Genomic DNA, 24,014 nt, shown 5'->3' on the forward strand with positions numbered 1-24,014 from the left:
GCGAATGGTATGCTGTCAGATGCCAGCTCGCCATCATGTTCGATGATCGTTTCCCAATGGCCTGAAAAAGTGCCACCGCACAAAATTCTACACAGTCTCGACAGGAAACGACAATGAACAAGAAGAACAAGATTCTCGCCATTGACCAGGGCACGACATCGACACGCAGCATCGTGTTCAATCGTGAGATCGCGGCATTGGCCACGGCGCGGGTCGAATTCCAGCAGCATTACCCGAACCATGGCTGGGTAGAGCACGACGCCATCGAGATCTGGGGCAATGTCGTCTCTACCGCGCGTGAAGCGATGGAGCAGGTCGGCGGCGCGGAACAGATCGCGGCCATCGGGATCACCAACCAGCGTGAAACCATTGTCGTATGGGACCGCAGGACGGGCGAGCCAATCCATCGCGCGATCGTCTGGCAGGACCGGCGCACCACGGCGCAGTGCGCGCACATGCGCCTCGAAGGGCACGAGGCCCTGGTGCGTGAACGCACCGGCCTGCTGCTCGATCCCTATTTCTCGGCCACCAAGCTGGCATGGATCCTTGACAACGTCCCCGGTGCCCGCGCGCGCGCGGAGGCAGGGGAACTTGCCTGCGGCACCATCGACAGCTTCCTGCTGTGGCGCCTGACGGCGGGGAAGGTGCATGCGACGGACATCACCAATGCCTCGCGCACGCTGCTGTGCAATATCCATACCGGCGAATGGGATGACGACCTGCTGCGGCTGTTCCATATCCCGCGCGCGATCCTGCCGGTCATCAAGGGCAACAGCGAACCGTTCGGTGAAACCGATCCCGCCCTGTTCGGCCATCCGATCATGGTTGCGGGCATGGCGGGGGACCAGAACGCGGCGCTGGTGGGGCAGGCCTGTTTTGAACCGGGCATGGTCAAGGCGACCTATGGCACGGGCTGCTTTGCGCTGCTCAATACCGGCAATCGTCCGGTCATGTCGAACAATCGCATGCTGACAACCATCGGCTACCGCATTGGCGACAGGATTACCTATGCCCTCGAAGGGTCGATTTTCGTCGCGGGGGCCGCGATCCGCTGGCTGCGCGACGGGTTGAACCTGATTACCCATGCGTCGCAGACCGATGACATGGCGACACGTGTCCCGCACAGCCACGGCGTCTATATGGTGCCGGGGTTCGTGGGGCTGGGCGCGCCACATTGGGATCCCGATGCGCGCGGCCTGATCTGCGGGCTGACGCTGGATGCCACGGCGGCGCATATCGCGCGCGCGGCGCTGGAATCCGTGGCGTACCAGACGCTCGACCTTGTGAGCGCGATGTTCGAGGATGGCGGCGGGAAGCTCAGCGCGCTACGTGTTGATGGCGGGATGTCGGTCAATGACTGGTTCTGCCAGTTCCTCGCCGATATGCTCCAGACCCCGGTGCAGCGCCCGCGGCAGGTGGAAACGACGGCGCTGGGCGCGGCATTCCTGGCGGGGCTTGCGGTCGGGGTATGGGACAGCATCCCCGAACTGGCTGGAACCTGGACACAGGGCCGTCTGTTCCAGCCCCAGATGCCGGCGGAACAGCGTGAGGAGCTGGTCCGTGGGTGGCACCAGGCCGTCAAGCGTACCCTGACCAGCACCGTCGCGTCGTAAGCGATTACAAGAAAATCATACAGGAAGGACTGTTTTAATGACCGTCACGCCGAACCCCTATCAGGTTACTGACCGAAATCTCGCCCTTGAACTGGTGCGCGTGACGGAGGCGGCGGCGGTCGCCGCGTCCGCGTGGACCGGGCGCGGAAAGAAGAACGAGGCCGATGGCGCGGCGGTCGAAGCGATGCGCCGCGCCTTTGACACGGTGGCCATCAATGGCACCGTCGTCATTGGCGAGGGCGAGATGGACGAGGCCCCGATGCTGTTCATCGGCGAACATGTCGGCGCCGGTGGCCCGGCGATGGACATCGCCGTGGACCCGCTGGAGGGGACGAACCTGTGCGCCAAGAACCTGCCCAACGCCCTGACGGTGGTGGCGCTGGCGGAGGAAGGGCACTTCCTCCATGCGCCCGACATCTACATGGACAAGATCGTGGTGGGGCAGAACCTGCCGGAAAACGTGGTGGACCTTGACGCCAGCGTGGAAGCCAACCTGAAGGCGCTGGCCGCGGCAAAGGGCAAGGACATCCGCGACCTGATGCTGTGCACGCTGGACCGTCCCCGGCACGAGGAGATCATCGGGCGGGCGCGTTCGATGGGCGCGCGCGTGACGCTGCTCAGCGATGGGGACGTCGCCGCCGCCATCGCCGCATGCCTGGAGAATAACGAGGTCGATATCTATCTCGGCTCAGGCGGTGCGCCAGAAGGCGTGCTGGCTGCCGCCGCCGTGCGCTGCGTGCACGGGCAGATGCAGGGACGCCTCCTGTTCGAGGACGAAACCCAGCTTGAGCGTGCAAAGAAGATGAACCCCGGCGCCGACCCGTCGCGCAAGCTTGACCTGACGGATATCGCCAGCGGCGATGTGCTGTTTTCCGCAACCGGTGTCACGGGCGGCACGTTGCTGCGCGGGATCACGCAGAACAATGGATGGACCATCACCCATTCGCTGGTCATGCGTTCCAAGTCCGGCACGCTGCGTTTCGTCGAGGGGCATCACGACTTTACCACCAAGACCTGGCGATAAAATAACAAGAACAACGAAAGGCTGGTTTGACCATGGCTCATTCCGCACGTCCGTCCCTTCCCCCGGGGGTTGTCACGGGGGAAAACTACCGCAGGCTGGTCGCGACCTGCTGCAGCGAGGGATATGCCCTGCCTGCGGTCAACGTCGTGGGCACAGACAGCATCAACGCCGTGCTGGAGGCCGCCGCCCGCAACCGTTCCGACGTCATCATCCAGATGTCGAACGGCGGTGCGCGTTTTTACGCGGGCGAGGGGATGAAGGACCAGCATCGTGCCCGTGTCCTTGGTGCGGTGGCGGCGGCGCGGCATGTCCATACGCTGGCGGCGGCCTATGGCGTGTGTGTCATCCTGCATACCGATCATGCCGACCGTAAGCTCCTGCCCTGGGTTTCGGACCTGATCGACGAAAGTGCGGTCGCGGTCCGTGAAACGGGACAGCCGCTGTTTTCGTCGCACATGATCGACCTGTCGGCCGAACCCCTGGATGACAACATTGCCGAATGCGCGCGCTTTTTGCGCCGCATGGCCCAGCTGGGCATCGGGCTGGAAATCGAACTCGGCGTCACGGGGGGCGAGGAAGATGGCATCGGCCACGACCTCGATGACGGGGCGGACAATGCCCATCTCTATACCCAGCCTGCCGATGTGCTGCGTGCCTATAACGAACTTTCACCACTTGGCTTCGTCACGATTGCCGCATCCTTTGGCAATGTGCATGGCGTGTACGCACCGGGCAACGTGAAGCTGCGGCCTGAAATCCTGCTGCATTCACAGCAGGCCGTGGCGGAGGCGACAGGGCAGGGGGAACGTCCGCTGGCGCTGGTCTTCCATGGCGGTTCCGGTTCCGAAAAGCACCAGATCGCCGAGGCCGTGTCCTATGGCGTGTTCAAGATGAACATCGATACCGACATCCAGTTCGCCTTTGCCGAAGGTGTGGGGGGGTATGTGCTTGAAAATCCGGAGGCCTTCCGCCACCAGATTTCACCCACGACGGGCAGGCCGCTGAAGAAGCTTTATGACCCGCGCAAATGGCTGCGCGTGGGCGAATGCAGCATCGTCTCCCGCCTGGAGCAGACCTTCTCCGACCTCGGCGCGACCGGCAAGACGGTTGCGTCCCCGTGATCGGATGACGTGGTTTCAGGGCGGGGCTGTCGGGAGATCATTTCCGACAGCCCCGCCTGTGGTTTTGCATGTTCCTGAATTGCTGTAGATTACGGATCACACTTTCCCACGGGTTCGGGACGGTGAAAAATGGCAGGGGCGGGATCCAGGATTTATGGCCAGCATATCGGCGGAAGAACGGCATCGCGAGATCATGGAACTCGTGCGCCTTCAGGGATATGTCTCCAACGAGGATCTGGCCCAGCGTCTGAATGTGGCGGTCCAGACCATCCGCCGCGATGTCAATGCCCTTGCACGGCAGGGACTGGTGGCGCGGCACCATGGTGGCGCGGGGCTTGCCTCCTCGGTTGAAAATATTGCCTATGCCGAACGGCAGGTCCTGAACCGCAATGCCAAGGAGGCGATCGGGCTGATCGCGGCACGCGCCATTCCCGACAATTCCTCCCTTTTCATAAGTATCGGCACCACGACAGAGGCGTTCGCGCAGGCATTGCGCCAGCACAAGGCCCTGCGGGTCATCACCAATAACCTGCATGTCGCCTCCACCCTGTCTTCGCGCACGGATTTTCAGGTGATTGTCACCGGTGGGCAGGTGCGGTTTTCCGATGGTGGTATTACCGGTTCCACCGCCAGTACGTCCATCGACCAGTACAGGACCGATTTCGCCGTCATCGGCATCAGCGGGATTGAGGAAGACGGCACCCTGCTGGATTTCGACGCGGATGAGATCAATATCGCCCAGGCGATGATGCGCAATGCGCGCAAGGTCTTCCTGCTGGCCGATCAGGACAAATTCGGGCGCCGTCCGATGGGGCGTCTGGGGCACCTGTCGAATATCCATGGCTTTTTCACGGACCGCCCGCCGCCTGCGCGCATCAGGCAGATCCTGAAGGATAACGGGGTGCAGGTGCATGTCGCGCAGGATGCCGGCGTGAAAACGACGCGACGTTCCTGAAATACGGGTTCGGAGCAGTCAGTCGAGACAATACAGACGTTTGTGGGAGCCGCCTTTTGATCTGGAAAGGCGGCGTTCTTTGAAGCTTTACCAAAAACCTTTGAGGGCTGGCCGGATTTTATGCCGGGAAGGCGGTTTTTCATGTCGCAACGCCATGTTATTATCGCACCTTGATATGATATTCGCATACAGGTCTGTCGCCTACCTTCTCCATCCGGGGCCGGTCAATGCTCCGCCATGTTGCGAATTCGGCCCAGCATGCGCTGCCTGATCAGGCCGCTGACGGGACGGATGGCGTACCAGTAGGGGTCGAAACGGCGGCGCAGGGCGGCGGTCGGGCAATCCACGCGCGTCTGTGTCACGACCATTGCGTGGGAACCGGATGCATCCGTGAGGATGCGAAACCCCATGGCAAGCCGGCACAGGTCGGTGCGTTTGCCGGAGAGGAAGGCCTGCGGCGACGCAATCGGCACAAGGCCGTAATCGGGCTTCCAGAACGCGCCCATCAGGCCAAAGACAATCTCGGTGGTGCCCTCCTGTCCCACAACGCTGAAATCATCAAGGTCGAGCATCCGCCCCGCCCTGTGACCCAGCAGGCGTGCGGGCAGTTCGCGCATCGCGATTGCCATGCGGACCAGCGGGTCATGCCCGGCGCGATAGGCGCGGATGCCCGCCATGATGCGCGCAGGTGACGCACGCATGGGCAGGCGATGTGTTTCCACGAACTGGTAGCGCGGCAGGACGGTGTCGAGCAGTCCCGTATGTGACGTGATCATGTCTGCAATGTTCCATATGATGCCATGTCAGGTCATGGTGCCGGTTGGCATGCAACCTTGTCCCGTACGGCTGCATGTAAAGATATCGTGCACATTGCCTGATGGGCGTTGGCATGGGGGACGCGTCGCCAATATCCGGCCCCGTGGGCCGCAAGGACGCGCCGTTTTTTGATTTTGGTCACAGGTAATGGGGTATAGGTTGACGGGGTCTCAGGGCACGGCATTGTCCCCGGCGTGCTTTTGACTAAAGTACGAAGGCTCATGCCTGATGGACTGGGGGCGGAAAAGACGGTGGTCGCCATACTGGCGTCCGACCGATCGTGCGAACGGGTTGGAGCAGAGTGAGATGGCGCAGAAGTTTCGGATCGTGATTGTTGGTGGCGGGGTTGCCGGGCTTGCATTGGCCACCCGTCTTGGCAAGTCGGTCGGGAAATCCGGGCGCGCGGAAATCACCCTTGTCGATAAAAGCTTCGCCCATGTGTGGAAGCCGATGCTGCACTGCTTCGCCGCGGGTACCGCCGCGAACGAGAATGACCGCATCAGTTTCATGTCGCAGGCCAGTCGCAATCATTTCGAATTCTGGCCCGGCGAGATTTCCGGCATGGACCGCAAGGCGAAGACCATCACCCTTGCCCCCGTGGTCGAACCCACCGGCGAGGTCATCCTGGATGAACGCACGCTGGAATATGATGCGCTGATCCTGTCGATCGGCAGTCGCGCCAACGATTTCGGCACCCCCGGCGTGGCCGAACACTGCATGTTCATCGACAACCTGGTCGATGCCAATGGTTTCAATGACCGCTTCCGCACGGAACTGCTCAAGGCATTTGCCTATCACCGCGAACTCGACATCGCCATCGTCGGCGGTGGTGCGACCGGGACGCAACTGGCCGCCGAACTGCACAAGGCGCTGGGCCTTGCGGCCTTGTACAGCTTCGGACAGAAGCCGCCGGAACTGAAGATCACGCTGCTCGAAGCCGGTCCCCGCATCCTGCCGGCCTTCCCCGAAGCAGTGTCCGAGGCCGCGATGAAGCAGCTTCAGGCCATCGGGGTGACCGTCAGGACCTCCGCCATGGTCAGCGGCGCGGATGAAAATGGCTTCATGCTCAAGGATGGCAGCCGTATCCCCGCGACATTGCGCGTCTGGGCCGCAGGGGTGAAGGCGCCGGACGTGACGCGGAAATTCGGGGACATCAAACTGTCACGTTCGGGCCAGATGGAGGTGCGGCCCACGCTGCAACTGCTGGAGGACGATAATGTCTTCGCCATGGGGGACTGCGCCTTCATCGCGGAAAAGCCGGTGGCCCCCACCGCGCAGGCGGCGCGCCAGCAGGCGCACCATCTGGCGCGCCACCTGCCTGCATGGATCGGCGGCCGTCCGCTGCCGCCCTTCGTGTTCAACAACAAGGGCGCGGTTGTCGCCCTGGGTGATTACAATGGCTGGGGCACGTTCCCCGGTGGTACGGTCTTTGGTGGGGGATGGCTGCACGGACTGTCCGCGCGACTGGTGCACCTGATGCTGTATCGCCAGCACCAGTTCGAACTTTATGGACCGTTCCGTGGCATGGTGTCGTGCCTTGTGGACTGGCTCGACGTGTTTGTCCGGCCTGCGGTACGGCTTGACTGAACATGTGGCGGTGCATTCGCTGGCGTGACTCTGTTGCGCATGCGGACTTTGGGGTATGAAACGGCCCATGTCTTCCTTTCCTCCGCTCCCGCGACATTCCCTTGTGGAACAGGCCATTGCCGTCATGCGTGACCGCGTGACGCAAGGGGAATGGGCGCTGGGGGAGCGTATCCCCAAGGAAACGGAACTGGCGCAACTGCTGCAGGTCGGGCGCAATACCGTGCGCGAGGCCGTGCGTGTCCTGTCGCATGCCGGCATGCTGGAGGTACGGCAGGGGGACGGGACCTATGTCCGTTCGCGCACCGACCCCGCCGATGTCATCCATCGCATCAGTCGCTCCGGCCTGCGGGATCATTTCGAACTGCGTGTCGTGCTGGAGGCGGAGGCCGCCCGCCTTGCCGCCCTGCGCCGGACGGAACGTGACCTGAAGCATCTGGAAAAGCTGTTGCAGGCGCGTGGGGAAAAGACCCCCGGCATGGATATGGAGGCCTTCGTCGCGCGCGATACGGCCTTCCACCTTGCCATCGCGCAGGCATCGCACAATACGGCGTTGAGTGAACTCTACCGCTATTTCGTATCGGAAGTGCGACGTGGCACCCATACGGCAGTGGCGGAACCGACCCTGCCGGAACCGGACCTTGCGGCGCACCAGCGCATTCTCGATGCGATCCGCAGGCAGGACGCACCCGGTGCGGAACAGGCCGCGCGCGCGGCCGTGGAGGGATTGATTACCGCTATGTCGTGATATTGCGGTAATTTCTTGAAGTCTTTTCGTGTGGTTTTTTCAAGAGAGGCAGTGTCTTTGAAGCTTTTTGCAAAAAGCTTCACCAAAAACTTTTGTTTTCCAGTCCCTTGGTTATGGGCGGGTGGCTGATGCCAGCATGTCGCGCACGCGTGCGACAACCTCGTTCCATGCGCCGGGCCGGGGCTGCCGCACGATGCGCAGGTCGGGATACCACTGGCTGTCGCCTCGCCCGGACTGCCACCGCCAGCAATTGTCATACCGGTCCATCATGATGACGGGCCTGCCCAGCGCCCCCGCAAGATGCACGATCGAGGTATCGACCGACACGACGATGTCGAGGTTCATGATGATCGCGGCGGTATCATCCATGTCGCGCACGTCATCCATGGGATCGTATAACTGCATGCCATCAGGGATGTCGGTCATCTGCCGGGCATGCTGCCCGCGTTGCAGGTTGACGAGGTGCAGGCCCGGTATCGTCGCAAGCTGGGCGAGTTGCGCAAGGTTCATCGAACGCTTGCGGTCGATGGCCTGCGCCTGCGCAACACCCGGGCGGCTTGCGCCCCCCCAGACCACGCCAACCCGCAGGCCGGGGCGGGACGGCATATAGTCCTCCCACGCCAGTACCTTGTGCGGGTCGGCATGCAGGTAGGGAACGGGCGCGCCGATGATGTCGGATGTCTGCCCCAGTACGCGTGGCAGGCTGCCGAAGGGACAGTGCCAGTCATGTGCGGGAACAGGGCGCAGCGGGTCGATCACCCGTTCCACCCCGTAAATGCGCGCGGCAAGCGGCAGGATCTCACGCGGGCCCTGAAGCGTCACGCGTGCGCCGCGCCGGACCAGCGCCGGGACAAAGCGCAGATACATCAGCATGTCGCCCAGTCCCGCCTCCGACAGGATCAGGATGCGCTGCCCGCTCAGGTCGCTGTCCTGCTTCAGGGTCGGCAGCAGGCGTTCGGCCGGGTATTTCAGGCGTCCGGGTATGCGCAGGCGCCATTCATATTCCGGCCACCCCTGCGCATGCCGCCCTGCCTTCAGCAGGGTCATGGCGTGGTTGAGGTGGATATGCGGGTCCTCGGGACGCAGTTCGAGCGCCTGCGCATGGTGATGCAGGGCCTCGTCCACCCTGTTATCGACCGTCAGGATGTGCGCAAGGTTCGCATGCGTCATCGCACTTTGCGGATGGTATGTCAGCAGATGGCGCAACAGGGCCTGCGCCTTCTGCGCGTCGCCGGTTTCGTTCTGCGTAACGGCCAGCAGGTTCCCCGTCCTCAGGGCCGAAGGGTGACGCCTGCATCCTTCGATCAGGACTTCGATGGCTTCATCCGTGCGCCCCTGCAGCAGCAGGAATTCCCCCAACTGGTCATACAGGCGGATATCATTGGGGGTCTGGCGCAGGGTGGCCTGCAGGGTGGCCTCGATTTCCTCAAGCCGCGAATGACGCAGCAGCAGCGTCATCATGTCCTGCGCAGGGTGCCGGGCCGTGGGGTTGTCATGCGCAAGCCGGCACAGCATCCGTGCGGCACGGGTGCTGCGGCCGCTGCCGGCAAGGGCATGGGCAAGGATCACATCGGCCCGCCTGTCATCGCACAGGGGTTCGACAAGGGCGCGGGCCTGCGCGAACTGTCCGCCTTCCAGACAGCGCATGGCCCCGCGCAACCGTTCGGTGCGGGTGGCTTCGTCCGTACCCGCAGGTTCAGTGCCAGACATGATCCGTACCGTCCGCCTTAGTTGTTGTCCGGGATCCGGGTCAGGCCGCCGCGCCGGTGGGCGTATTGGCGGGGGGAAGCAGTTTCCCGGGGTTGAGGATGTTCTGCGGGTCGAGGGCATGCTTGATCGCGCGCATGACCTGCAGGGCGTTTTCGCCATGTTCGGCAGCCATGAATTCCAGCTTGCCGGTGCCGATCCCGTGCTCCCCGCTGCACGATCCGCCCAGCGCGAGCGCCCGGCGCACGATCTTGCGGTCGAGTTCCATGGCGCGTTCGTATCCGCCGGGTTCGGGGGGCACCATGATGATGGTATGGAAATTACCATCCCCCACATGCCCGACAATGGGGGCCGCAAGACCCGAGGCCTCGATATCCGCTTTGGCGCCCGTAATCAGTTCCGTCAGGGCGGAAATGGGAACGATGGCGTCGGTCGCGATGCCGTTATGGCCGGGATAGGCCGCAAGCGCCGCCCAGTAGGCGCTGTGCCGCGCCTTCCACAGGCGGGTGCGTTCCTCCTGGTTTGTGCTCCATACGAAGCCGAGGCCGTTATTGTCGGCGGCAATGGCCTCCACCATCTCGACCTGTTCGCGCACAGCCTCCGGTGATCCCTGGAATTCGAAGAACAGGGTGGTGATGGGGCGGTAGTCTTCCAGTTTGGAATAGGTGATGCAGGCCTGCATCTGCGCATCGTCGAGCAGTTCGATACGCCCGATCGGCACGCCCACCTGGATGGTGGACACGGCGGTGCGCACCGCATCGCCAAGGTTTTCGAACTGGCACGTCGCGGCGGCAATGGTTTCGGGGATGCCATGCAGGCGCAACTGCACCTCGGTAATGATGCCCAGCGTCCCTTCGGATCCGATGAACAGGCCCGTCAGGTCATAGCCGGTGGAGGATTTGCGCACCCGCCCGCCCGTATCGACAATACGCCCGTCGGCCATGACGACGCGCAGCCCCAGCACGTTTTCGCGCATGGTGCCGTAACGGACCGCCGCGGTGCCCGATGCGCGCGTGGCGCACATGCCGCCAAACGTGGCCTCCCCACCCGGATCGACGGGGAAGAACAGGCCCATGTCACGCAGGTGCGCATTGAGCGACTGCCGCGTCACGCCTGCTTCCACCCGGCAGTCGAGGTCATTTTCATTGACGGCGAGGACACGGGTCATGCGCGACAGGTCGAGGCTGATGGCGTCGTTGCCGGGGGTGACGTGTCCCTCCACCGAGGTGCCGCCGCCGAACGCCACCACGGCGACCTGATGTTCATGGCAGGTGCGCAGCGCCAGCGCCACGTCCGCCGTGCTTTCGGCAAAGACCACAAGCGCTGGCAGGCTGGCATGTTTCCAGCCTTCGCCATGGCTGTGCTGTTCACGGATCGATTCGTTGGTCGTCACCCGCTCGCCCAGATGCTGGTGCAGGATGCGGGCGACGTCCGCAATGGCGGGGGGGAGGGAAGAGAACATGAACGACGGTCCCATCAGGCAGTAATCCTTCCTTCCGGGTTATCCGTACATCCGTCCCGCCGCAAGGTCAGCGTGGGGGCGGGGCTTCGCGTGCGGTCCCGTCCACGGTCATGCCGAAATGATCTTCAAGCAGGGCGATGTTGCGCAGGTTCGCCTTGTAGACGGTATCGACCAGGTCGCCGAGGACCGGGACGAAGTCGGCCAGGAGTTCGACCGCGACATTCCCGATCATCCTGACGAGGATGCTGCCCGGCACGTTCATCCGGTGGGCTTCCCATATGATGTAGAGCGAGGGGAGCGCCATGACCAGCGTGCCAGCCACCGGCAGCAGCCCGATCAGGGTATCCAGCCCCCAGCGGAAACGTGTGCCGGGCACGACAAAGGCCGCATCCAGCAGCGTCGCCAGCCGGCGTAGCCGCATGATGCGACGCCTGATGTCCGTGCCATCCAGCGAGGGACGGTCCGTGAACGAAGATGAAGCGGTGTGTGCCATACCCGGTCATATGGTGCGGGGAAGATGACGGCACAATACCGTGAGGCATGATCGTCAGCAGATGTCTGGTGGAAACAGGCGGATCGGGAAGTTTCAAAAGTTTTACCGATCGGTATGCCCCAGGTCGCGTTCGGGCGCGATGACGTCACGCACGCGCTGCTTGAGTTCCTTTGGCCCGGGAAACCCCCCATCGCGCTTGCGTTCCCAGACGAGGTGGGGGCCGACAAGGATTTCAAACCGTCCCCCGCTGCCCGGCACAAGGGTCACGCCGCCAAGGTCCTCGCCAAAGGTGGACAGCAGTTCCTGCGCCATCCACCCGGCACGCAGCAGCCAGTTGCAGCGTGTGCAGTAGTGGATGGTAATGGTCGGTTTTTCATCCATGCCGGATCCTCCGTTCCCTTTCATCGGGCCTGTCACCTGATATGGACCAAGGGCAGGCCGCGAAAAAGGGGGAGGTGAAGGTCAGACCGCGTGCACGTGCTGTTCACGCGGCCAGAAGCGCAGGGCGGCGCAGGCCTTTACAAAGGCCGTCGCATCCCCGCCGCCGCCAAGCCGGATGACACCATCGTCGCGCACGGCGGACGTGACGCCTGCGGCATCAAGCAGCGGTTCGGCGTCCGTCCCGTATCCGATGAACTTCGCATGGGCAAAGGCGTCGGCAATGAAATCGCGCATCGTCGCCTCGCCCAGCAGCAGCCTGCTGCCCTGCGCGGAGGGGAGGAGCACCACCGCGTCATACAGGACCGACGGCCCGCCATTGATCTTCTGCATGACCGGCAGGACCTTGCCCCTGTCATTGCAGATATTGCCGATGCGCGGGCCGACCAGTTCCGTCTCCGAGCCGACATTATGGGCGGCCTCGAGCACGGCGGTCAGCAGGTCGGCATCCGTGCCCTCGGTCACCACGATGCCCAGCTTGCGGCCATGGAAACTGTCGGGCCCATTTTTCAGGATGCTCAGCGCGTCGGAGGCCGGCAGGTCGGTGCGCACCGGCAGGAAGGGCCGGGCGGCAGGGGGGAGGGGAGAAATGCCAAGCCCTTCCGCCACGCCATGGGCCAGCGCTTCATCCACGTTGCGCAGGTGTGTCAGCATGCGCACACGGATGGCCGGTGTCTCCACCTTGCTCAGTTCAAAGACGAAGGCGTCCTTCATGTGGGTCTGCTCGACCGGGGTCTGGCTGATATAGAACTGGCGCGCCTGACTGTAATGGTCGCCAAACGTGGCGGAGCGCTGGCGCACCTTCTCCCCCGACTGTTCCTGCGGGAAGGAGCGGTAGCCGGTGACGGGGTTTTCGCGCGGGCCACCCTGCGGCTGTGGCCATGAATTGGGTTCGTAATTCGCGCGCCCCTTCGGGTTGTGCATCGCCATGTGCCCGTCCTGCTGGAAATTATGGAACGGGCATTTGGGCGCGTTTATGGGGATATGCGTGAAATTGGGACCGCCCAGTCGCTTGGTCTGGGTGTCGAGGTAGGAAAAGTTGCGCCCCTGCAGCAGCGGGTCGTTGGTGAAGTCGATGCCCGGCACGATGTTCTGGGTGCAGAAGGCGACCTGCTCCGTCTCGGCAAAGAAATTGTCCACCACCCGGTTGAGCACGAGGCGCCCCACACGGCGGACGGGGACGAGTTCCTCGGGAATCAGCTTGGTGGGATCAAGGATGTCGAAATCGAAGCTGTCCGCGAATTCGTCATCGAACAGTTGCACGCCAAGTTCCCATTCGGGGTAGTCGCCCGCATGGATGGCGTTCCACAGGTCGCGGCGATGGAAATCGGGGTCCGCGCCGTTGATCTTCAGCGCCTCGTTCCAGACGACCGACTGCAGGCCCTGACGCGGTTTCCAGTGGAATTTGACGTAGGTCGAGCGCCCCTTCGCATCGATCAGGCGGAAGGTATGCACGCCAAACCCCTCCATGAAGCGGAAGGAGCGCGGGATGGCCCGGTCCGACATGGCCCAGCAGACCATGTGCGTGGCCTCGGGCGAGAGGGAGACGAAATCCCAGAAATTGTCATGCGCCGTCTGCGCCTGCGGAAAGCCACGGTCTGGCTCTTCCTTGGCGGCGTGGACGAAATCGGGGAACTTGATCGCGTCCTGTATGAAGAAGACCGGGATGTTGTTACCGACGATGTCCCAGTTTCCCTGCTTGGTATAAAGCTTCACCGCAAAGCCGCGCACGTCGCGCACCACGTCGGATGAGCCACGCCCGCCCGCCACGGTGGAAAAGCGCACGAAGGCCGGGGTCTTTTCCCCGACATTCTTGAAAATGTCGGCATGGCAGACATCGGCAAGGGAATCGGTCAGTTCGAAATAGCCATGCGCGCCATAGCCACGGGCATGGACCACGCGCTCGGGGATGCGTTCATGGTCGAAATGGAAGATCTTTTCGCGGAAATGGAAATCCTCCATCAGGGCCGGACCACCCGCACCGTTGCGCAGGGTGTTCTGGTCGTCGGAAACCGGTACCCCCTGCTGCGTGGTCATGGTGGGAATGCCAGCATCATCCGCACTCTGGTGTGTCTCTCCCCCCTGACCCGTGGTGGTATGCGATGGATGTGGGCTGGCACTGGTGTTCATGGCCGTTTCTCCTTTATACCGACGCGCCAGTCATGGCAGGTCCGGGGTAAAATATTCGGTAACATAACGGGATGTCCGCCTGATGGTTCCGGCGTGGGCATGTGGCGGGGACAGGATGAAGGCGTGATGCGACGGATGTTGAAATGGGGCCGCGCGATGGTCCGGGCATGTGTGGTGCTGTGTGGCGTGGCGATCATCCCCCCGGGTCATGGGACTGCCCGCGCCGCCGCGCCGCCCGATGTCGTGTTCGAGCAGTTGACGTGGACGGAAATCCGCGACGCCCTGGCGCAGGGATGGACCAGCGTCATCATCCCCGTGGGTGGCACGGAACAGAGCGGCCCGTTCATCGCGGTGGGCAAGCATAATGTGCGCGCCACCGTCCTGTCGCAGCGTATCGCCCGCCAGGTCGGCCACACGCTGGTCGCGCCCACCATTGCCTATGTTCCCGAAGGCGGGACGTCGCCACGCACGTCGCATATGCGTTTTGCCGGGACACTCAGCATCCCGCCGGCTGTCTTTCGTGAACTGCTTTCCGGGGCGGCCGAAAGCCTGCGTGTGCAGGGGTTCCGGCGTATCGTCCTGCTGGGCGACCATGGCGGATACCAGAAGGACCTGAAGGCCGTGGCGCTGGCGCTCAACCATAAATGGGCGGGCACGGGCGCGCGCGTGGTCTATCTGGGGGCGTATTATGACGTGGTCGCCGGAAGCTACGCCGATTTCCTGCGCAGGCGCGGACTGGGGGCGGATGTGGGCATGCATGCCGATATCAGCGACACCTCGCTGATGCTGGCGATCCAGCCGGACATGGTGCGCGAAAATGCCCTGCGCCATGCGACCCTGCCGGGTCCGTCGCAGGGGGTGTATGGTGGCGACCCGCGTCCGGCCACCGCGGCACTGGGACAGGTGGGGGCGGACATGCAGGTTGCGGCGGCGGTCAGGGCGCTCCAGACCGACCGGAATGGTCCGATTTCTCCGTGATTGCCAGATTTCTGCCGCGTGCTATAGGGGCGCCAGGAGATTGGATCGCATGAGCGTAAAAAAACTGTTTCTGATGTCGGGGCTGTGCGTTGCGGCCCTGGGATGTGCGGGATTGTCCGGGGCGCGGGCACAGCAGGTACAGACCATTCCCGGCATGCCGCCGGTCGTGGACCCGCAGAATATCTATACCGAAACGACGCCTTCGCATATCGCGCCGGAAGTGGCGCAGGACCCGGCACGGATCTATGTTCCCAACCTTCGGTCGAACAATGTCTATGTCATTGACCCGCAGACCTACAAGGTCGTCAACCGCTTTCCGGTCGGCAAGAGTCCCCAGCACGTCGTGCCGTCATGGGACCTGCGGACGCTGTGGGTCACCAACAATGCCGAGGGCACGACCAACGGCAGCCTGACGCCCATTGACCCGCGCACCACCCTGCCGGGACCGGAAGTCGCGGTCGATGATCCGTACAACATGTATTTCACGCCCGATGGCAAATCGGCCATTACGGTGGCCGAAGCGCGCAAACGCCTCGATTTCCGTGACCCCCACACGATGCAGTTGCAGACATCGGTCGAGGTGCCGCAGTGCAAGGGCGTCAACCATGCCGATTTCTCGATCGATGGGCGCTATGCCATCTTCACATGTGAGTTCGGCGGCTATCTGGCGAAGGTGGATACCGTCAACCATGCGGTGCTCGGATATCTCAAGCTGTCGAGCGGTGGCATGCCGCAGGATATCCTGACGGCGCCGAACGGGCACACCTTCTATGTCGCGGACATGCATGCCGATGGTGTGTTCATCATCGATGGCGACAGTTTCCGCGAAACCGGCTTCATCCCGACCGGGATCGGCACGCACGGCCTGTATCCCAGCAGGGACGGCACGATGATGTACGTGGCCAACCGTGGGTCGCACAAGATCCATGGAACGCCCCACAGCAAGGCCGGTGGCGTGTCGGTCATAAGCTTTGCAACCGAAAAGGTGGTCAGCCAGTGGCCCATTCCCGGTGGCGGCAGCCCGGACATGGGCAATGTCAGTGCGGATGGAAAGACGCTGTGGCTGTCGGGACGGTTTGACGATGTGGTCTATGCCTTTGATACTACGAGTGGCGCGGTGCGCAAGGTTGCCGTAGGGCTGGAGCCGCATGGCCTGACGGTCTGGCCACAGCCGGGACGCTATTCGATCGGGCATACCGGGATCCTGCGTTAGGGAGGGTTCGCGGGCAGGCCGCCTGAAACAGTCCCTTAATGTGATGAAAGGTTCCGGGCATGCCGGCGTATGTTTCCGTGGCCGTGAAACAGGAGTATGCGACATGCCCGATCCGGACCTGATTCATTTTTGCCCTGCCATCCCCGTGGAACTGCAGGGCAGGGTCCTGTCAGCCCCCCATTTCGTGCGCTGGCGCGACGGACTGCTGGCGCGTTTCGATGTCCGCCGCATCGATGTGCGTGACGTCGTCATGTTCGGTACGCGGGTGGGGTTCATCCTTGCCGTGGCGGATGCCTATAGCGATGGCAGGCCCGTTCCCGGGGCCGCGATGCTGCGTGGGGATTCGGTGTCCATCCTGCTGGTGCTGCAATGCCCGGGGGAGGCACCGCGTACGGTCCTGACGCGCGAAGCCCGCGTTCCCATCGCGCGTCCCGACCTTCTCGCATTGCCTGCGGGCATGCTGGACGGGGGGGAGTTCGTCAGCACGGCCCTGCGCGAACTGTCGGAGGAAGTCGGGGCGGACCTGAAGGTCAGGCAGGCGGACCTGGTGCTGCTGGATACCGTGTGGCTTTCGCCCGGTGGCACGGATGAAGCCATCGCCCTGTATTACGCCGAAATCCCGGTCTCGCCCGAGGTCCTGCATGCGCTGGAGGGGCGGCATACCGGCCTGTCGAGCGAGCATGAAAACATACACCTGCATGTCCTCCCGCTTGCGGATCTGCCCGCAATTGGCCGGACCGATGCGAAGACGCTGCTGTCCTACCACCTGTACATGGCGCGTGGGGACAGGAAGGATAAAGCCGTATAGTGATTTTGTCCTTGACACATAAGCGTGAGGGACATCATAAAGTCGGGAAGCAGATTTGCCTTGGCAACCTTCTTCTTGGACGTTTCCTCCCTAAACTCAAGCGGTGCGATTGCACCGCTTTTTTTGTCCGGGCTTATATATTTTTTTTATAATTGTCCAAGATCGCCTATGCTGAAAAGCGCTAGGCTAACATCAGGGACATGATCATGAGTGGTATTTTCGACGACGTAATGGGAAAGCTGACCGATCTTGCGGCCAATTCGGGGCTGGCGGAGCAGGTCCATTCCTATCTGGGGCAACTGCTGACCCCCGCCACGATTTCTTCGCTGCTGGATCAGGCGGATAAAGCCGGCCTGACGGATAAGGTGAAGTCATGGATCGGGTCGGGCGAAAACCTGCCGATTTCCACCGACGAACTGCGCTCGCTGCTCAGCAGCCAGCAGGTGCAGGCGATGGTGGATCATACCGGCCTGCCCGCCGCCACGATCCTGCCGGTTCTGGCGCATCTGCTTCCGGTTGCCGTCAATGCGCAGACCCCGCAGGGCGAGGTGCCCGCAAAAGCCTGATTTTGCGTCTTGTCAGGTCTGGCGCGCCATGTGACGGGCCAGATCGGCCAGTTCCGCCATAACGCGGGACAGGGCCTGCTGCACGCTGGAAAAACCGTCATGACGTTCCAGCGTGCCTTCATCCATATACAGATGACGGCTGATTTCAATCTGCAGGGCATGCACGCCTTTGCGTGGCCTGCCGTAATGGCGCGTCACATATCCCCCGGCAAAGGGCATGTTGCGCGCCACGCGATATCCATGTCCGGTCAGGATGTTTTCGACCGTGGCGGTGATTTCGGGCGCGCATGACGTGCCCCACGCATTTCCAAGAATGAAATCGGCACTGTCGCGCTGTCCCTGCCGCGGCATCGAATGTCCATCAAGCAGGATGCACAGGCCATGTTGCGCCACGCTGGTTTCGATCAGGTTGAGCAGTGCCGCGTGGTAGGGATACCAGCAGGTGCGGATGCGGCGTTCCGCTTCCTCAAAGTCCAGGGGGCGGCAGTAGATCGGTCCACCATTTCCGACCAGACGGGCAATGGTGCCGAACCCGGCCTGTACCTTCCTGCTGGAGGTATTGCACCAGTCGGGCAACGTGCCGCGAAACATGCTGGGATCCAGTTCCCATGCTTCCCGGTTGGCATCGCAATAGGCACGCGGGAAATTGGCATGGAGCAGGGGGGCCCCCCACGACGGCGCGGAGTGCAGAAGTTCCTCCACAAAGCAGTCCTCGCTGCGGCGCAGGGCGGCAGGCGACAGGCGGGACAGGCTGAGAAAATGATCGGTGTAATCCCGGCCGGAATGCGGTGAGGCCACCACCAGCGGCGCCGCAGGGGTAGTGGGAGAGAGAATCTCGAACGGTGGCAACGGGGCTAGTGGCATGGGAACACACACAAAACGTAACTTTTGGCCGGTGGGACGGGGTAAAATCGCATGCCGGGCATAGGTGCAGGCGGCGCAGTGCTGGTCAATCTGATTTTTTCTGAAAAAAGGGGGTTGCACGAAACCCTGACGGCAGTTAGAAGCCTTCTCACCGAAGCAAATGGGCGCATAGCTCAGCGGTAGAGCACTACCTTGACATGGTAGGGGTCACAGGTTCAATCCCTGTTGCGCCCACCATTTGCTTCGGTCAGAACCCCCGGAAAACTGCCATATATCGCACGTTTCCGGGTTTGTTCTCTTTCCCCGGAAAATCTGTCAGAATTCATCCCGACGCGTGAAAAATTTCCCTGATCCGTGGAAAATCCGTGGAGCATTTCAGGGATCTGATCGCGGAATTTCCGGGCCATACGACCACCACCTGACAATCTCGTCCCGATAGGCGTCAGGCATCAGCTTGGCATAGCCGGTGACGGTCTTGATCTCGCTCCAGTCACCATCTGCCTGAAGCCTCAGCAGATCCTTGTGAACGCAGTAATGCCATGTCGCCCATGTGTGGCGCAGGCAATGCGGCGTATGGTCCGGCACGAAAAACCGGCGTGCGGTTTTCTGCCCGCGTGGAACCCATTCCCGCACATGCCCCGGCAGCCCCGCCCGATGGCACGCGCCGGACCAACCCGCCTTGATCTGACCGCCATATTGGCGTCCGGTGTCCTGATATCGCTTACCCAGGTCCATTCCATATCGCGTCCTGACGAGGGGGCGGAAGATATACCCGTCACGATAGGGAAGTGACGACAGCCATTCATACGCGACCGGCGGCAGGTCAACATGCCGTTCTCGCGCCTGCTTCTGCCACACCACAGCGCGTCGACCGCGCAGGTCAACCTGCCTCCATTCCAGATCGAGGGCTTCCGACATCCGGCACCCCGTCGCCAGCAGGAAGACCAGCAGCGGTTGCAGATGAGGGGCGGCAGCCTCCACCAATCGCGTCGCTTCCTCTGGCCTGAGGAATTTCCGTGGACGTTTGATGATCGGGATTACCTCGAACGCGGGCCGGTCGCACCATTTCCTGATGGCCCCGAATTCAAGCACGGCCTGCACCGGCGTCCTGATGGCCCGCTTCTTCGTCGCAGGCGATGCGTCGTGGCCGTCACGCAGGACAAGCGGATACAGGCTTTCGAGCACGTTCTGGTCGATTTCACTCAACCGATGCATGCCAAGGTGGGGCAGCAGCCTCTGGTAATATGCGATGGTTGCGCGGGACTGCGGCCGTGCCGTGAGGAAGCTGGACAGGGCCTCGGCAAACGTTATGACCGCCCGCTTGCCGTAGATGGTTTCCTGCCAGAGTTCCGCCTCGCGCTTGCGCCGGATTTCTTCTGCAATTCTCTTGTCAGAAGTTCCTGTGCTTTCGAATACGCTCTGTCCGGAGACAGTGCCGCGGAGATAGAGGTTTTGCGATTTGCGGACTGATACGATCTTGAGGGGCATTCTATACTTTCCAGCAGCCTTTTGTAGTCCTCGGGCGAGAACAGGTATTTCCGGCCCCACCGCCTGTGGGTCGGACCGCCATCATGTTCGGGATGCTGCCGGAGGTGATCAAGCAGGCGGGCCCGCCCGACACGCCCGCGCAGGCGGTCCAGCACTTCCTGCATGGTCATTAGGTCTGGCAATGTCTCGTCCATACCCCCTACCGCCCCGCCAGTTCCGCAGCCACGATCGCTGCGAGGTATTGCCGTTGCTCGACGGAGGCGCCCGGGTTCAGGATGGCCCAGATGCGGGCCAGCATGAGCAGGCTGCGGCTGATGGTGGCTTCGGACATCTCGATGGAACGCACCTTGCAGTCATAGGCGTGGGGTTCACGCTCGGGCTCAGGCTGGGGATCTTCTTCGTCCATATTGAGGTCGGTCACGGTGTCTTCTCCTGCTGAAGCATGAAGGGCGGCAGACCCTCGCGGGTGCGCCATGCGTTGATGTGGGCGAGTGTGTCCCGGCAGGCGGGCGGCAGGCGGTTGGTGCGCGCCCATGCCGCGATCTCCTGCATGGTGGCGCGGACATGGGCGGCGGTTGCGGCCCGCTGTTGCTGGAGTATCTGCAGGGCGGCGACGCTGAACGCGCCATCGCGGGTGCGCAGCGCCAACGGCCGCCGGCCTGCGGTCGTTGCCTGCTCTGCCGCCAGCCTGCGGCGGGCCTCGGCGCGCAGGAGTTCGGCATCGGGGTGCGGGTCGTCTTCCTGCAAAACGCGGACCAGGCGCTGCCGGATGGACGTGCCATGGACCCCGAACGTCCTGCCGATCTCCGCCCAATGCCGCCCCTCGGCCCGCATGGCGCGGATCAGGGCATCGTCCTGCGCGGTATAGCGACGGTCGGGCTTGCGCGCGCCCAGACGACGGGAGGACCGCCCGGCCATCACGCATGCCCGGGCTGGTGATGGATATGGGCGGCCAGTTGCATCTCTTTCCGGCGGAAGGCGGCCCCTTCGGCAATTTCGTGGAGGAACCGCGCGGTGTCCTCGTCCGGGTAACCCCGCTGCATGTAGCTGCGGCCCATGTTGGTCAGGCTCTGTGCCAGCCGCCGTATGAACGCGCCGTCACCATCCCCGGCCCCGAGTTCCGCGACCAGCGCGCCGATGCCACGCGGCGTGATAGAGATATTGTCGAGATCGTCGTTCATGCCCGCGCCCCCATCGCCAGAGTGTCGCGGGCGAGGGCGGCCAGCATGTTCGGGGCAAAGTTCATACGTTCGGAGGGAGTGATGAGGTCTTCGGCAAACAACTTGATGGCATGGGCACGGGCGACGTTGCCCGCTGGTGTATGGGCCTCCTGCGCCGCGATCCGTTTCATCAGGGCCTCTCGCTCGGCCTCATTCACCGCATTCAGCGCGTCTGCGGCTTCTTCTTCGGCAATGGTGTGAGCTGCTTCAACGCGGCTGTTATAGAGTGCTTCAAGCACGCAGAAGCGATTGCAGTCGTTGATCAGCGCGATATCGGGGCTTACCCCTGACTGCGGGGCGACTGCGGCCAGGTGGCGGGCAAGAGTCACCAGATTGTCGGGATCGCCTTCCATTTCACCACCAGACCGCAGACCACCATCGTCCTCGATAATTGCCTGCGCCATAGAGGCAAAACCCTGTAGCGTGGTGGGCTTGCAGAGCATAAGATCTTTGATCTTGTCTCCCCATTCTCCAAACAATTTGTCCATTGCTTCATTGCTGGCTTTGGTATTGGGGGCTTGTGCATATGCTGCATCAACATGCCGCGCGAAAGCCGTGGCCGCCGTCGCCTTCGCTATGATCGACGCATCCCGTCCAGCCGGGGAGGGCAGATATCCGTCGAGGATGGCCGAAACCAGCATGCCATGGATCTTTTCCAGAGGAGGACATTCGTCACCATCGGCAATGGAGTCTTCAAGCGTGCGCGTGATCCGTGCCAGACTGACCACATCTTCGGCCGACTGAACGACCTGGCACTGCGCGGCGTCCACATTGTCCCAGTATTCCATGAGAACCTGCGGGCCATGGTCGTCCGGCCATTCGTTATCAGGAATATTCCTGATCTCGTGAAACTGCCGCTCCATCGTATCGGCCAGATCGCGCAGGGGTGACGCCGGGACTTCGGCTTCCGTGCCGAGAATGCGCTGGATTTCATAAATAGGGTCCACCGGCGCCAGCGCATCGACATTGATACCGAGGGCAATAAGATGCTTCAGCGTGCCGCAGACGCCACGCTGTATCTGTGCCGTATATTTGTCGATATCCTCCTGACTGAGATTGAAGCCCTCCAGCATTCCCAAAGGATCAATCATGGCGCTTAGGATGGCGGCCACGTCATGCAGGTTGTTGGGCTGCTTTGTGGAAATAAGGTCGATGAGAGCATCGCGCTCTTTGTCGTAACGATTAAAGGTGGCCCCCATGCAACCTTCCGTCTTTTCCAGTTCATCGAGGATATGACGCACTGCCGCCAGCCGTCGCCCGATCTGGGTCGGCGTGGCAAGGGCAGGCAGATCGGCAGGAACCGAGGCCGCAGCCTGTTCCAGAACCCGGTCGATCTGGTCCACCACAACAATGGTGGGCGCAGGCGTCTGGACGCAATTCGGGCGTGAGAGGGTTTCGGACATTTTCGATTTCCTTGGATACTTGTGTCAGGCTGGTATTCCCAGCCGATAGGGATTGATTACTTTTACAGGGCAGGCTGTTCAGGGAAACGGGGTAGGGATCGACCCTCCCTGCACATCTTCAATAATCATGATCCGGCGCTGGACCGGGGGTGGTGCAGGCCAAGCGTCCGGATTTCGGACGCTTGCCTGATTTCGTGGAAATCCGCGCCTTCAATGAAGCGAACACGGTTTTCATTGAACCGCTTGCGCGCAGTTCCCTTCGGGCGATCGTGCAGGTTGTCCACCATCGCCATGGTGATAACGCGTTGCCCGCGATATTCCAGAATGGAGACTGGCCGACCATTAATCGTGACGTTGCTCATGCCGCGCGTCCTTCACGGCAGAGGGCAGGGGAAGCGTCAGCAGGGCCAGTTTGCTTCCTGCCAAGGGTCCGCACATTATGCGGATCCTTTTCGGCGCTGCGTGTTTTTTCAAGAATATCGACCAGCTCACTGGTCATGGTCCGGACCCGGCCTGCCGCGCGGTCCTCAAGCCACCGCTTGAGGTCTGGCGGCAGGCGGAAGTTCACGCGGGCACCCGCGATCCGTCCGTGTCGTCCTGACATATAAGCCTCTCCCGACTCAAAATGAATGTCTAACCAGCGTCAGGAGGTATATCTGCCACGGGATTTCCGTGGGTTCAGCCGCTCCATCAGCAGATCACGTCAACAAAGTCTGATATTCCGACATTCAATGCAAGAGAAAAGTTAGAATAACCGACAAAATATTATTCATGCTGAATTCGCTTTCCTTTTTATGGGAGGAACACAATATGAACGTCCTTAAAGGAGAGATCGATGGCAGTTACCGAACGAATCATCTTCCAGCCGTACACGTGGGGAAAACCCAAGCGAGCCGGTGCGCAGCTTGAGCCAGGCACGCCCATCGCATGTCGATCGGTAGAAGAGGGCAGGCGCAGGACCGATAAGGTCGCCGCTGGCGGCACGTCTATGGCTGGGGCTATTCTGGTCCGCATGGAAGTGGACGAGGATGCGGGAGATTACAGTGAGCCGGAGATACTTGAGAGCGTGGGTGACGTGCCGGAGATGGAGGAGTAGGCAAAAGAAAACCCCGCCGGAGCGGGGTTGCTATTCATTTGGATGTTATTTTTTTCGGTTCATAGATAGCAGCAATTTTCTTTGCCTCATCTCGACCACCAGGCAAGACACCTGCCTTAGTTAAAATATACCGAGGGAATCTAGTTGGAAGATATTCATGCCTAAACCACTCTCGGAAAGTCGCCAAACACTACAGTTGCATTTTGTGTTGAGTTCTGAATCTATGGGTAACCATGATTCAGGATATGATGAGTGGCGGTACGTCTGTTGAAGAGACGCTGGAATTA

General features: G+C 61.9%; 24 protein-coding genes and 1 tRNA gene. 12 read left to right on the forward strand and 13 right to left on the reverse strand.

Annotated features, from left to right (window positions below; genetic code table 11):
• Window positions 1-113: 113 nt before the first annotated feature.
• The 4 genes from glpK (at window position 114) to CFR72_RS13370 (ending at window position 4,713) form a co-directional block, all read left to right on the forward strand.
• A complete protein-coding gene (glpK, locus tag CFR72_RS13355; protein ID WP_110914401.1) occupies window positions 114-1,613 on the forward strand; it encodes a glycerol kinase GlpK in 1,500 nt (499 codons plus the stop codon).
• Between the two features lie 37 nt (window positions 1,614-1,650).
• A complete protein-coding gene (glpX, locus tag CFR72_RS13360; protein WP_110914402.1) occupies window positions 1,651-2,637 on the forward strand; it encodes a class II fructose-bisphosphatase in 987 nt (328 codons plus the stop codon).
• A 32-nt stretch (window positions 2,638-2,669) separates the two neighbouring features.
• Entirely contained in the window at window positions 2,670-3,758 is a 1,089-nt protein-coding gene (gene fbaA, locus CFR72_RS13365) for a class II fructose-bisphosphate aldolase (RefSeq protein WP_110914420.1), read from the forward strand.
• A gap of 154 nt (window positions 3,759-3,912) precedes the next feature.
• Entirely contained in the window at window positions 3,913-4,713 is an 801-nt protein-coding gene (locus CFR72_RS13370) for a DeoR/GlpR family DNA-binding transcription regulator (RefSeq protein ID WP_171791727.1), read from the forward strand.
• A gap of 224 nt (window positions 4,714-4,937) precedes the next feature.
• On the opposite strand, the gene CFR72_RS13375 is transcribed toward CFR72_RS13370, so the two are convergent.
• Window positions 4,938-5,489, reverse strand: coding sequence for a hypothetical protein (locus tag CFR72_RS13375; RefSeq protein WP_110914403.1), 552 nt, complete (start codon window positions 5,487-5,489; stop codon window positions 4,938-4,940).
• Window positions 5,490-5,835: 346 nt separating this feature from the next.
• Here CFR72_RS13375 and CFR72_RS13380 point away from each other — a divergent pair, with 346 nt between their 5' ends.
• Both CFR72_RS13380 and CFR72_RS13385 read left to right on the forward strand, forming a co-directional pair.
• A complete protein-coding gene (locus CFR72_RS13380) occupies window positions 5,836-7,116 on the forward strand; it encodes an NAD(P)/FAD-dependent oxidoreductase (RefSeq protein ID WP_110914404.1) in 1,281 nt (426 codons plus the stop codon).
• 67 nt (window positions 7,117-7,183) lie between these two features.
• Window positions 7,184-7,861: a FadR/GntR family transcriptional regulator gene (locus CFR72_RS13385; protein ID WP_233043552.1), complete on the forward strand. Its 678-nt coding sequence runs from the start codon at window positions 7,184-7,186 to the stop codon at window positions 7,859-7,861.
• Window positions 7,862-7,972: 111 nt separating this feature from the next.
• Here the strand turns inward: CFR72_RS13385 and CFR72_RS13390 are convergent, their stop codons facing one another.
• The 5 genes from CFR72_RS13390 to CFR72_RS13410 form a co-directional block, all read right to left on the reverse strand.
• The gene (locus CFR72_RS13390) at window positions 7,973-9,571 is read right to left on the reverse strand and encodes a glycosyltransferase family 9 protein (RefSeq protein ID WP_244182304.1); all 1,599 of its coding nucleotides are present in this window, start codon (window positions 9,569-9,571) and stop codon (window positions 7,973-7,975) included.
• A gap of 40 nt (window positions 9,572-9,611) precedes the next feature.
• Window positions 9,612-11,030 carry an FAD-binding oxidoreductase gene (locus tag CFR72_RS13395; RefSeq protein ID WP_233043540.1) on the reverse strand — a complete coding sequence of 473 codons (1,419 nt, stop codon included), beginning with the start codon at window positions 11,028-11,030 and terminating at the stop codon, window positions 9,612-9,614.
• 67 nt (window positions 11,031-11,097) lie between these two features.
• Window positions 11,098-11,523, reverse strand: coding sequence for a DUF4112 domain-containing protein (locus tag CFR72_RS13400; RefSeq protein ID WP_110914407.1), 426 nt, complete (start codon window positions 11,521-11,523; stop codon window positions 11,098-11,100).
• A gap of 102 nt (window positions 11,524-11,625) precedes the next feature.
• Window positions 11,626-11,904 (reverse strand): SelT/SelW/SelH family protein, encoded by a 279-nt coding sequence (locus CFR72_RS13405; RefSeq protein ID WP_110914408.1) that lies wholly within the window; start codon window positions 11,902-11,904, stop codon window positions 11,626-11,628.
• A gap of 81 nt (window positions 11,905-11,985) precedes the next feature.
• Window positions 11,986-14,091 carry a catalase gene (locus CFR72_RS13410; RefSeq protein ID WP_110914409.1) on the reverse strand — a complete coding sequence of 702 codons (2,106 nt, stop codon included), beginning with the start codon at window positions 14,089-14,091 and terminating at the stop codon, window positions 11,986-11,988.
• A gap of 156 nt (window positions 14,092-14,247) precedes the next feature.
• Between CFR72_RS13410 and CFR72_RS13415 the strand changes: the two genes are divergently transcribed.
• The 4 genes from CFR72_RS13415 (at window position 14,248) to CFR72_RS13430 (ending at window position 17,656) form a co-directional block, all read left to right on the forward strand.
• Window positions 14,248-15,069 carry a creatininase family protein gene (locus tag CFR72_RS13415; RefSeq protein WP_110914423.1) on the forward strand — a complete coding sequence of 274 codons (822 nt, stop codon included), beginning with the start codon at window positions 14,248-14,250 and terminating at the stop codon, window positions 15,067-15,069.
• Window positions 15,070-15,142: 73 nt separating this feature from the next.
• Window positions 15,143-16,282: a YncE family protein gene (locus CFR72_RS13420; RefSeq protein WP_244182305.1), complete on the forward strand. Its 1,140-nt coding sequence runs from the start codon at window positions 15,143-15,145 to the stop codon at window positions 16,280-16,282.
• A gap of 103 nt (window positions 16,283-16,385) precedes the next feature.
• Window positions 16,386-17,090 (forward strand): NUDIX domain-containing protein, encoded by a 705-nt coding sequence (locus tag CFR72_RS13425; RefSeq protein WP_110914424.1) that lies wholly within the window; start codon window positions 16,386-16,388, stop codon window positions 17,088-17,090.
• A gap of 206 nt (window positions 17,091-17,296) precedes the next feature.
• Entirely contained in the window at window positions 17,297-17,656 is a 360-nt protein-coding gene (locus tag CFR72_RS13430; protein WP_110914411.1) for a YidB family protein, read from the forward strand.
• 12 nt (window positions 17,657-17,668) lie between these two features.
• On the opposite strand, the gene CFR72_RS13435 is transcribed toward CFR72_RS13430, so the two are convergent.
• Window positions 17,669-18,520, reverse strand: coding sequence for an N-formylglutamate amidohydrolase (locus tag CFR72_RS13435; RefSeq protein WP_167400395.1), 852 nt, complete (start codon window positions 18,518-18,520; stop codon window positions 17,669-17,671).
• Window positions 18,521-18,682: 162 nt separating this feature from the next.
• Here CFR72_RS13435 and CFR72_RS13440 point away from each other — a divergent pair.
• Window positions 18,683-18,757 (forward strand) — tRNA-Val (locus tag CFR72_RS13440).
• A 138-nt stretch (window positions 18,758-18,895) separates the two neighbouring features.
• Here the strand turns inward: CFR72_RS13440 and CFR72_RS13445 are convergent.
• The 6 genes from CFR72_RS13445 to CFR72_RS13470 all read right to left on the reverse strand — a co-directional run bounded on the left by CFR72_RS13445 (window position 18,896) and on the right by CFR72_RS13470 (window position 22,993).
• Window positions 18,896-20,008, reverse strand: coding sequence for a tyrosine-type recombinase/integrase (locus CFR72_RS13445; RefSeq protein ID WP_110914413.1), 1,113 nt, complete (start codon window positions 20,006-20,008; stop codon window positions 18,896-18,898).
• Between the two features lie 199 nt (window positions 20,009-20,207).
• Window positions 20,208-20,429 carry a hypothetical protein gene (locus CFR72_RS13450; RefSeq protein WP_110914414.1) on the reverse strand — a complete coding sequence of 74 codons (222 nt, stop codon included), beginning with the start codon at window positions 20,427-20,429 and terminating at the stop codon, window positions 20,208-20,210.
• Window positions 20,426-20,926 carry a hypothetical protein gene (locus CFR72_RS13455; RefSeq protein ID WP_110914415.1) on the reverse strand — a complete coding sequence of 167 codons (501 nt, stop codon included), beginning with the start codon at window positions 20,924-20,926 and terminating at the stop codon, window positions 20,426-20,428. The genes CFR72_RS13450 and CFR72_RS13455 overlap by 4 nt, the downstream gene beginning before the upstream one ends.
• On the reverse strand, window positions 20,926-21,189 hold the full coding sequence (locus CFR72_RS13460; protein WP_110914416.1) for a hypothetical protein: 264 nt from the start codon (window positions 21,187-21,189) through the stop codon (window positions 20,926-20,928). Before CFR72_RS13460 ends, CFR72_RS13455 begins: the two co-directional genes overlap by 1 nt.
• Entirely contained in the window at window positions 21,186-22,631 is a 1,446-nt protein-coding gene (locus tag CFR72_RS13465) for a hypothetical protein (protein ID WP_110914417.1), read from the reverse strand. The genes CFR72_RS13460 and CFR72_RS13465 overlap by 4 nt, the downstream gene beginning before the upstream one ends.
• 125 nt (window positions 22,632-22,756) lie before the next feature.
• Window positions 22,757-22,993, reverse strand: coding sequence for an ORF6N domain-containing protein (locus CFR72_RS13470; protein ID WP_110914418.1), 237 nt, complete (start codon window positions 22,991-22,993; stop codon window positions 22,757-22,759).
• Between the two features lie 77 nt (window positions 22,994-23,070).
• On the opposite strand from CFR72_RS13470, the gene CFR72_RS17630 reads away from it, so the two are divergent.
• Window positions 23,071-23,232: a hypothetical protein gene (locus CFR72_RS17630; RefSeq protein WP_167400396.1), complete on the forward strand. Its 162-nt coding sequence runs from the start codon at window positions 23,071-23,073 to the stop codon at window positions 23,230-23,232.
• Window positions 23,233-24,014: the final 782 nt, after the last annotated feature.

The organism is Gluconacetobacter entanii, from assembly GCF_003206495.1.
In the GTDB taxonomy this organism is placed as follows: Bacteria; Pseudomonadota; Alphaproteobacteria; order Acetobacterales; family Acetobacteraceae; genus Novacetimonas; species Novacetimonas entanii.

Coding starts and splice junctions, on each gene's coding strand:
- glpK (WP_110914401.1), top strand. CDS start 114: ATGAACAAGAAGAACAAGATTCTCGCCATTGACCAGGGCACGACATCG.
- glpX (WP_110914402.1), top strand. CDS start 1,651: ATGACCGTCACGCCGAACCCCTATCAGGTTACTGACCGAAATCTCGCC.
- fbaA (WP_110914420.1), top strand. CDS start 2,670: ATGGCTCATTCCGCACGTCCGTCCCTTCCCCCGGGGGTTGTCACGGGG.
- CFR72_RS13370 (WP_171791727.1), top strand. CDS start 3,913: ATGGCCAGCATATCGGCGGAAGAACGGCATCGCGAGATCATGGAACTC.
- CFR72_RS13375 (WP_110914403.1), bottom strand. CDS start 5,489: ATGATCACGTCACATACGGGACTGCTCGACACCGTCCTGCCGCGCTAC.
- CFR72_RS13380 (WP_110914404.1), top strand. CDS start 5,836: ATGGCGCAGAAGTTTCGGATCGTGATTGTTGGTGGCGGGGTTGCCGGG.
- CFR72_RS13385 (WP_233043552.1), top strand. CDS start 7,184: ATGTCTTCCTTTCCTCCGCTCCCGCGACATTCCCTTGTGGAACAGGCC.
- CFR72_RS13390 (WP_244182304.1), bottom strand. CDS start 9,571: ATGTCTGGCACTGAACCTGCGGGTACGGACGAAGCCACCCGCACCGAA.
- CFR72_RS13395 (WP_233043540.1), bottom strand. CDS start 11,030: ATGTTCTCTTCCCTCCCCCCCGCCATTGCGGACGTCGCCCGCATCCTG.
- CFR72_RS13400 (WP_110914407.1), bottom strand. CDS start 11,523: ATGGCACACACCGCTTCATCTTCGTTCACGGACCGTCCCTCGCTGGAT.
- CFR72_RS13405 (WP_110914408.1), bottom strand. CDS start 11,904: ATGGATGAAAAACCGACCATTACCATCCACTACTGCACACGCTGCAAC.
- CFR72_RS13410 (WP_110914409.1), bottom strand. CDS start 14,091: ATGAACACCAGTGCCAGCCCACATCCATCGCATACCACCACGGGTCAG.
- CFR72_RS13415 (WP_110914423.1), top strand. CDS start 14,248: ATGGTCCGGGCATGTGTGGTGCTGTGTGGCGTGGCGATCATCCCCCCG.
- CFR72_RS13420 (WP_244182305.1), top strand. CDS start 15,143: ATGTCGGGGCTGTGCGTTGCGGCCCTGGGATGTGCGGGATTGTCCGGG.
- CFR72_RS13425 (WP_110914424.1), top strand. CDS start 16,386: ATGCCCGATCCGGACCTGATTCATTTTTGCCCTGCCATCCCCGTGGAA.
- CFR72_RS13430 (WP_110914411.1), top strand. CDS start 17,297: ATGAGTGGTATTTTCGACGACGTAATGGGAAAGCTGACCGATCTTGCG.
- CFR72_RS13435 (WP_167400395.1), bottom strand. CDS start 18,520: ATGCCACTAGCCCCGTTGCCACCGTTCGAGATTCTCTCTCCCACTACC.
- CFR72_RS13445 (WP_110914413.1), bottom strand. CDS start 20,008: ATGCCCCTCAAGATCGTATCAGTCCGCAAATCGCAAAACCTCTATCTC.
- CFR72_RS13455 (WP_110914415.1), bottom strand. CDS start 20,926: ATGGCCGGGCGGTCCTCCCGTCGTCTGGGCGCGCGCAAGCCCGACCGT.
- CFR72_RS13460 (WP_110914416.1), bottom strand. CDS start 21,189: ATGAACGACGATCTCGACAATATCTCTATCACGCCGCGTGGCATCGGC.
- CFR72_RS13465 (WP_110914417.1), bottom strand. CDS start 22,631: ATGTCCGAAACCCTCTCACGCCCGAATTGCGTCCAGACGCCTGCGCCC.
- CFR72_RS13470 (WP_110914418.1), bottom strand. CDS start 22,993: ATGAGCAACGTCACGATTAATGGTCGGCCAGTCTCCATTCTGGAATAT.
- CFR72_RS17630 (WP_167400396.1), top strand. CDS start 23,071: ATGCGGATCCTTTTCGGCGCTGCGTGTTTTTTCAAGAATATCGACCAG.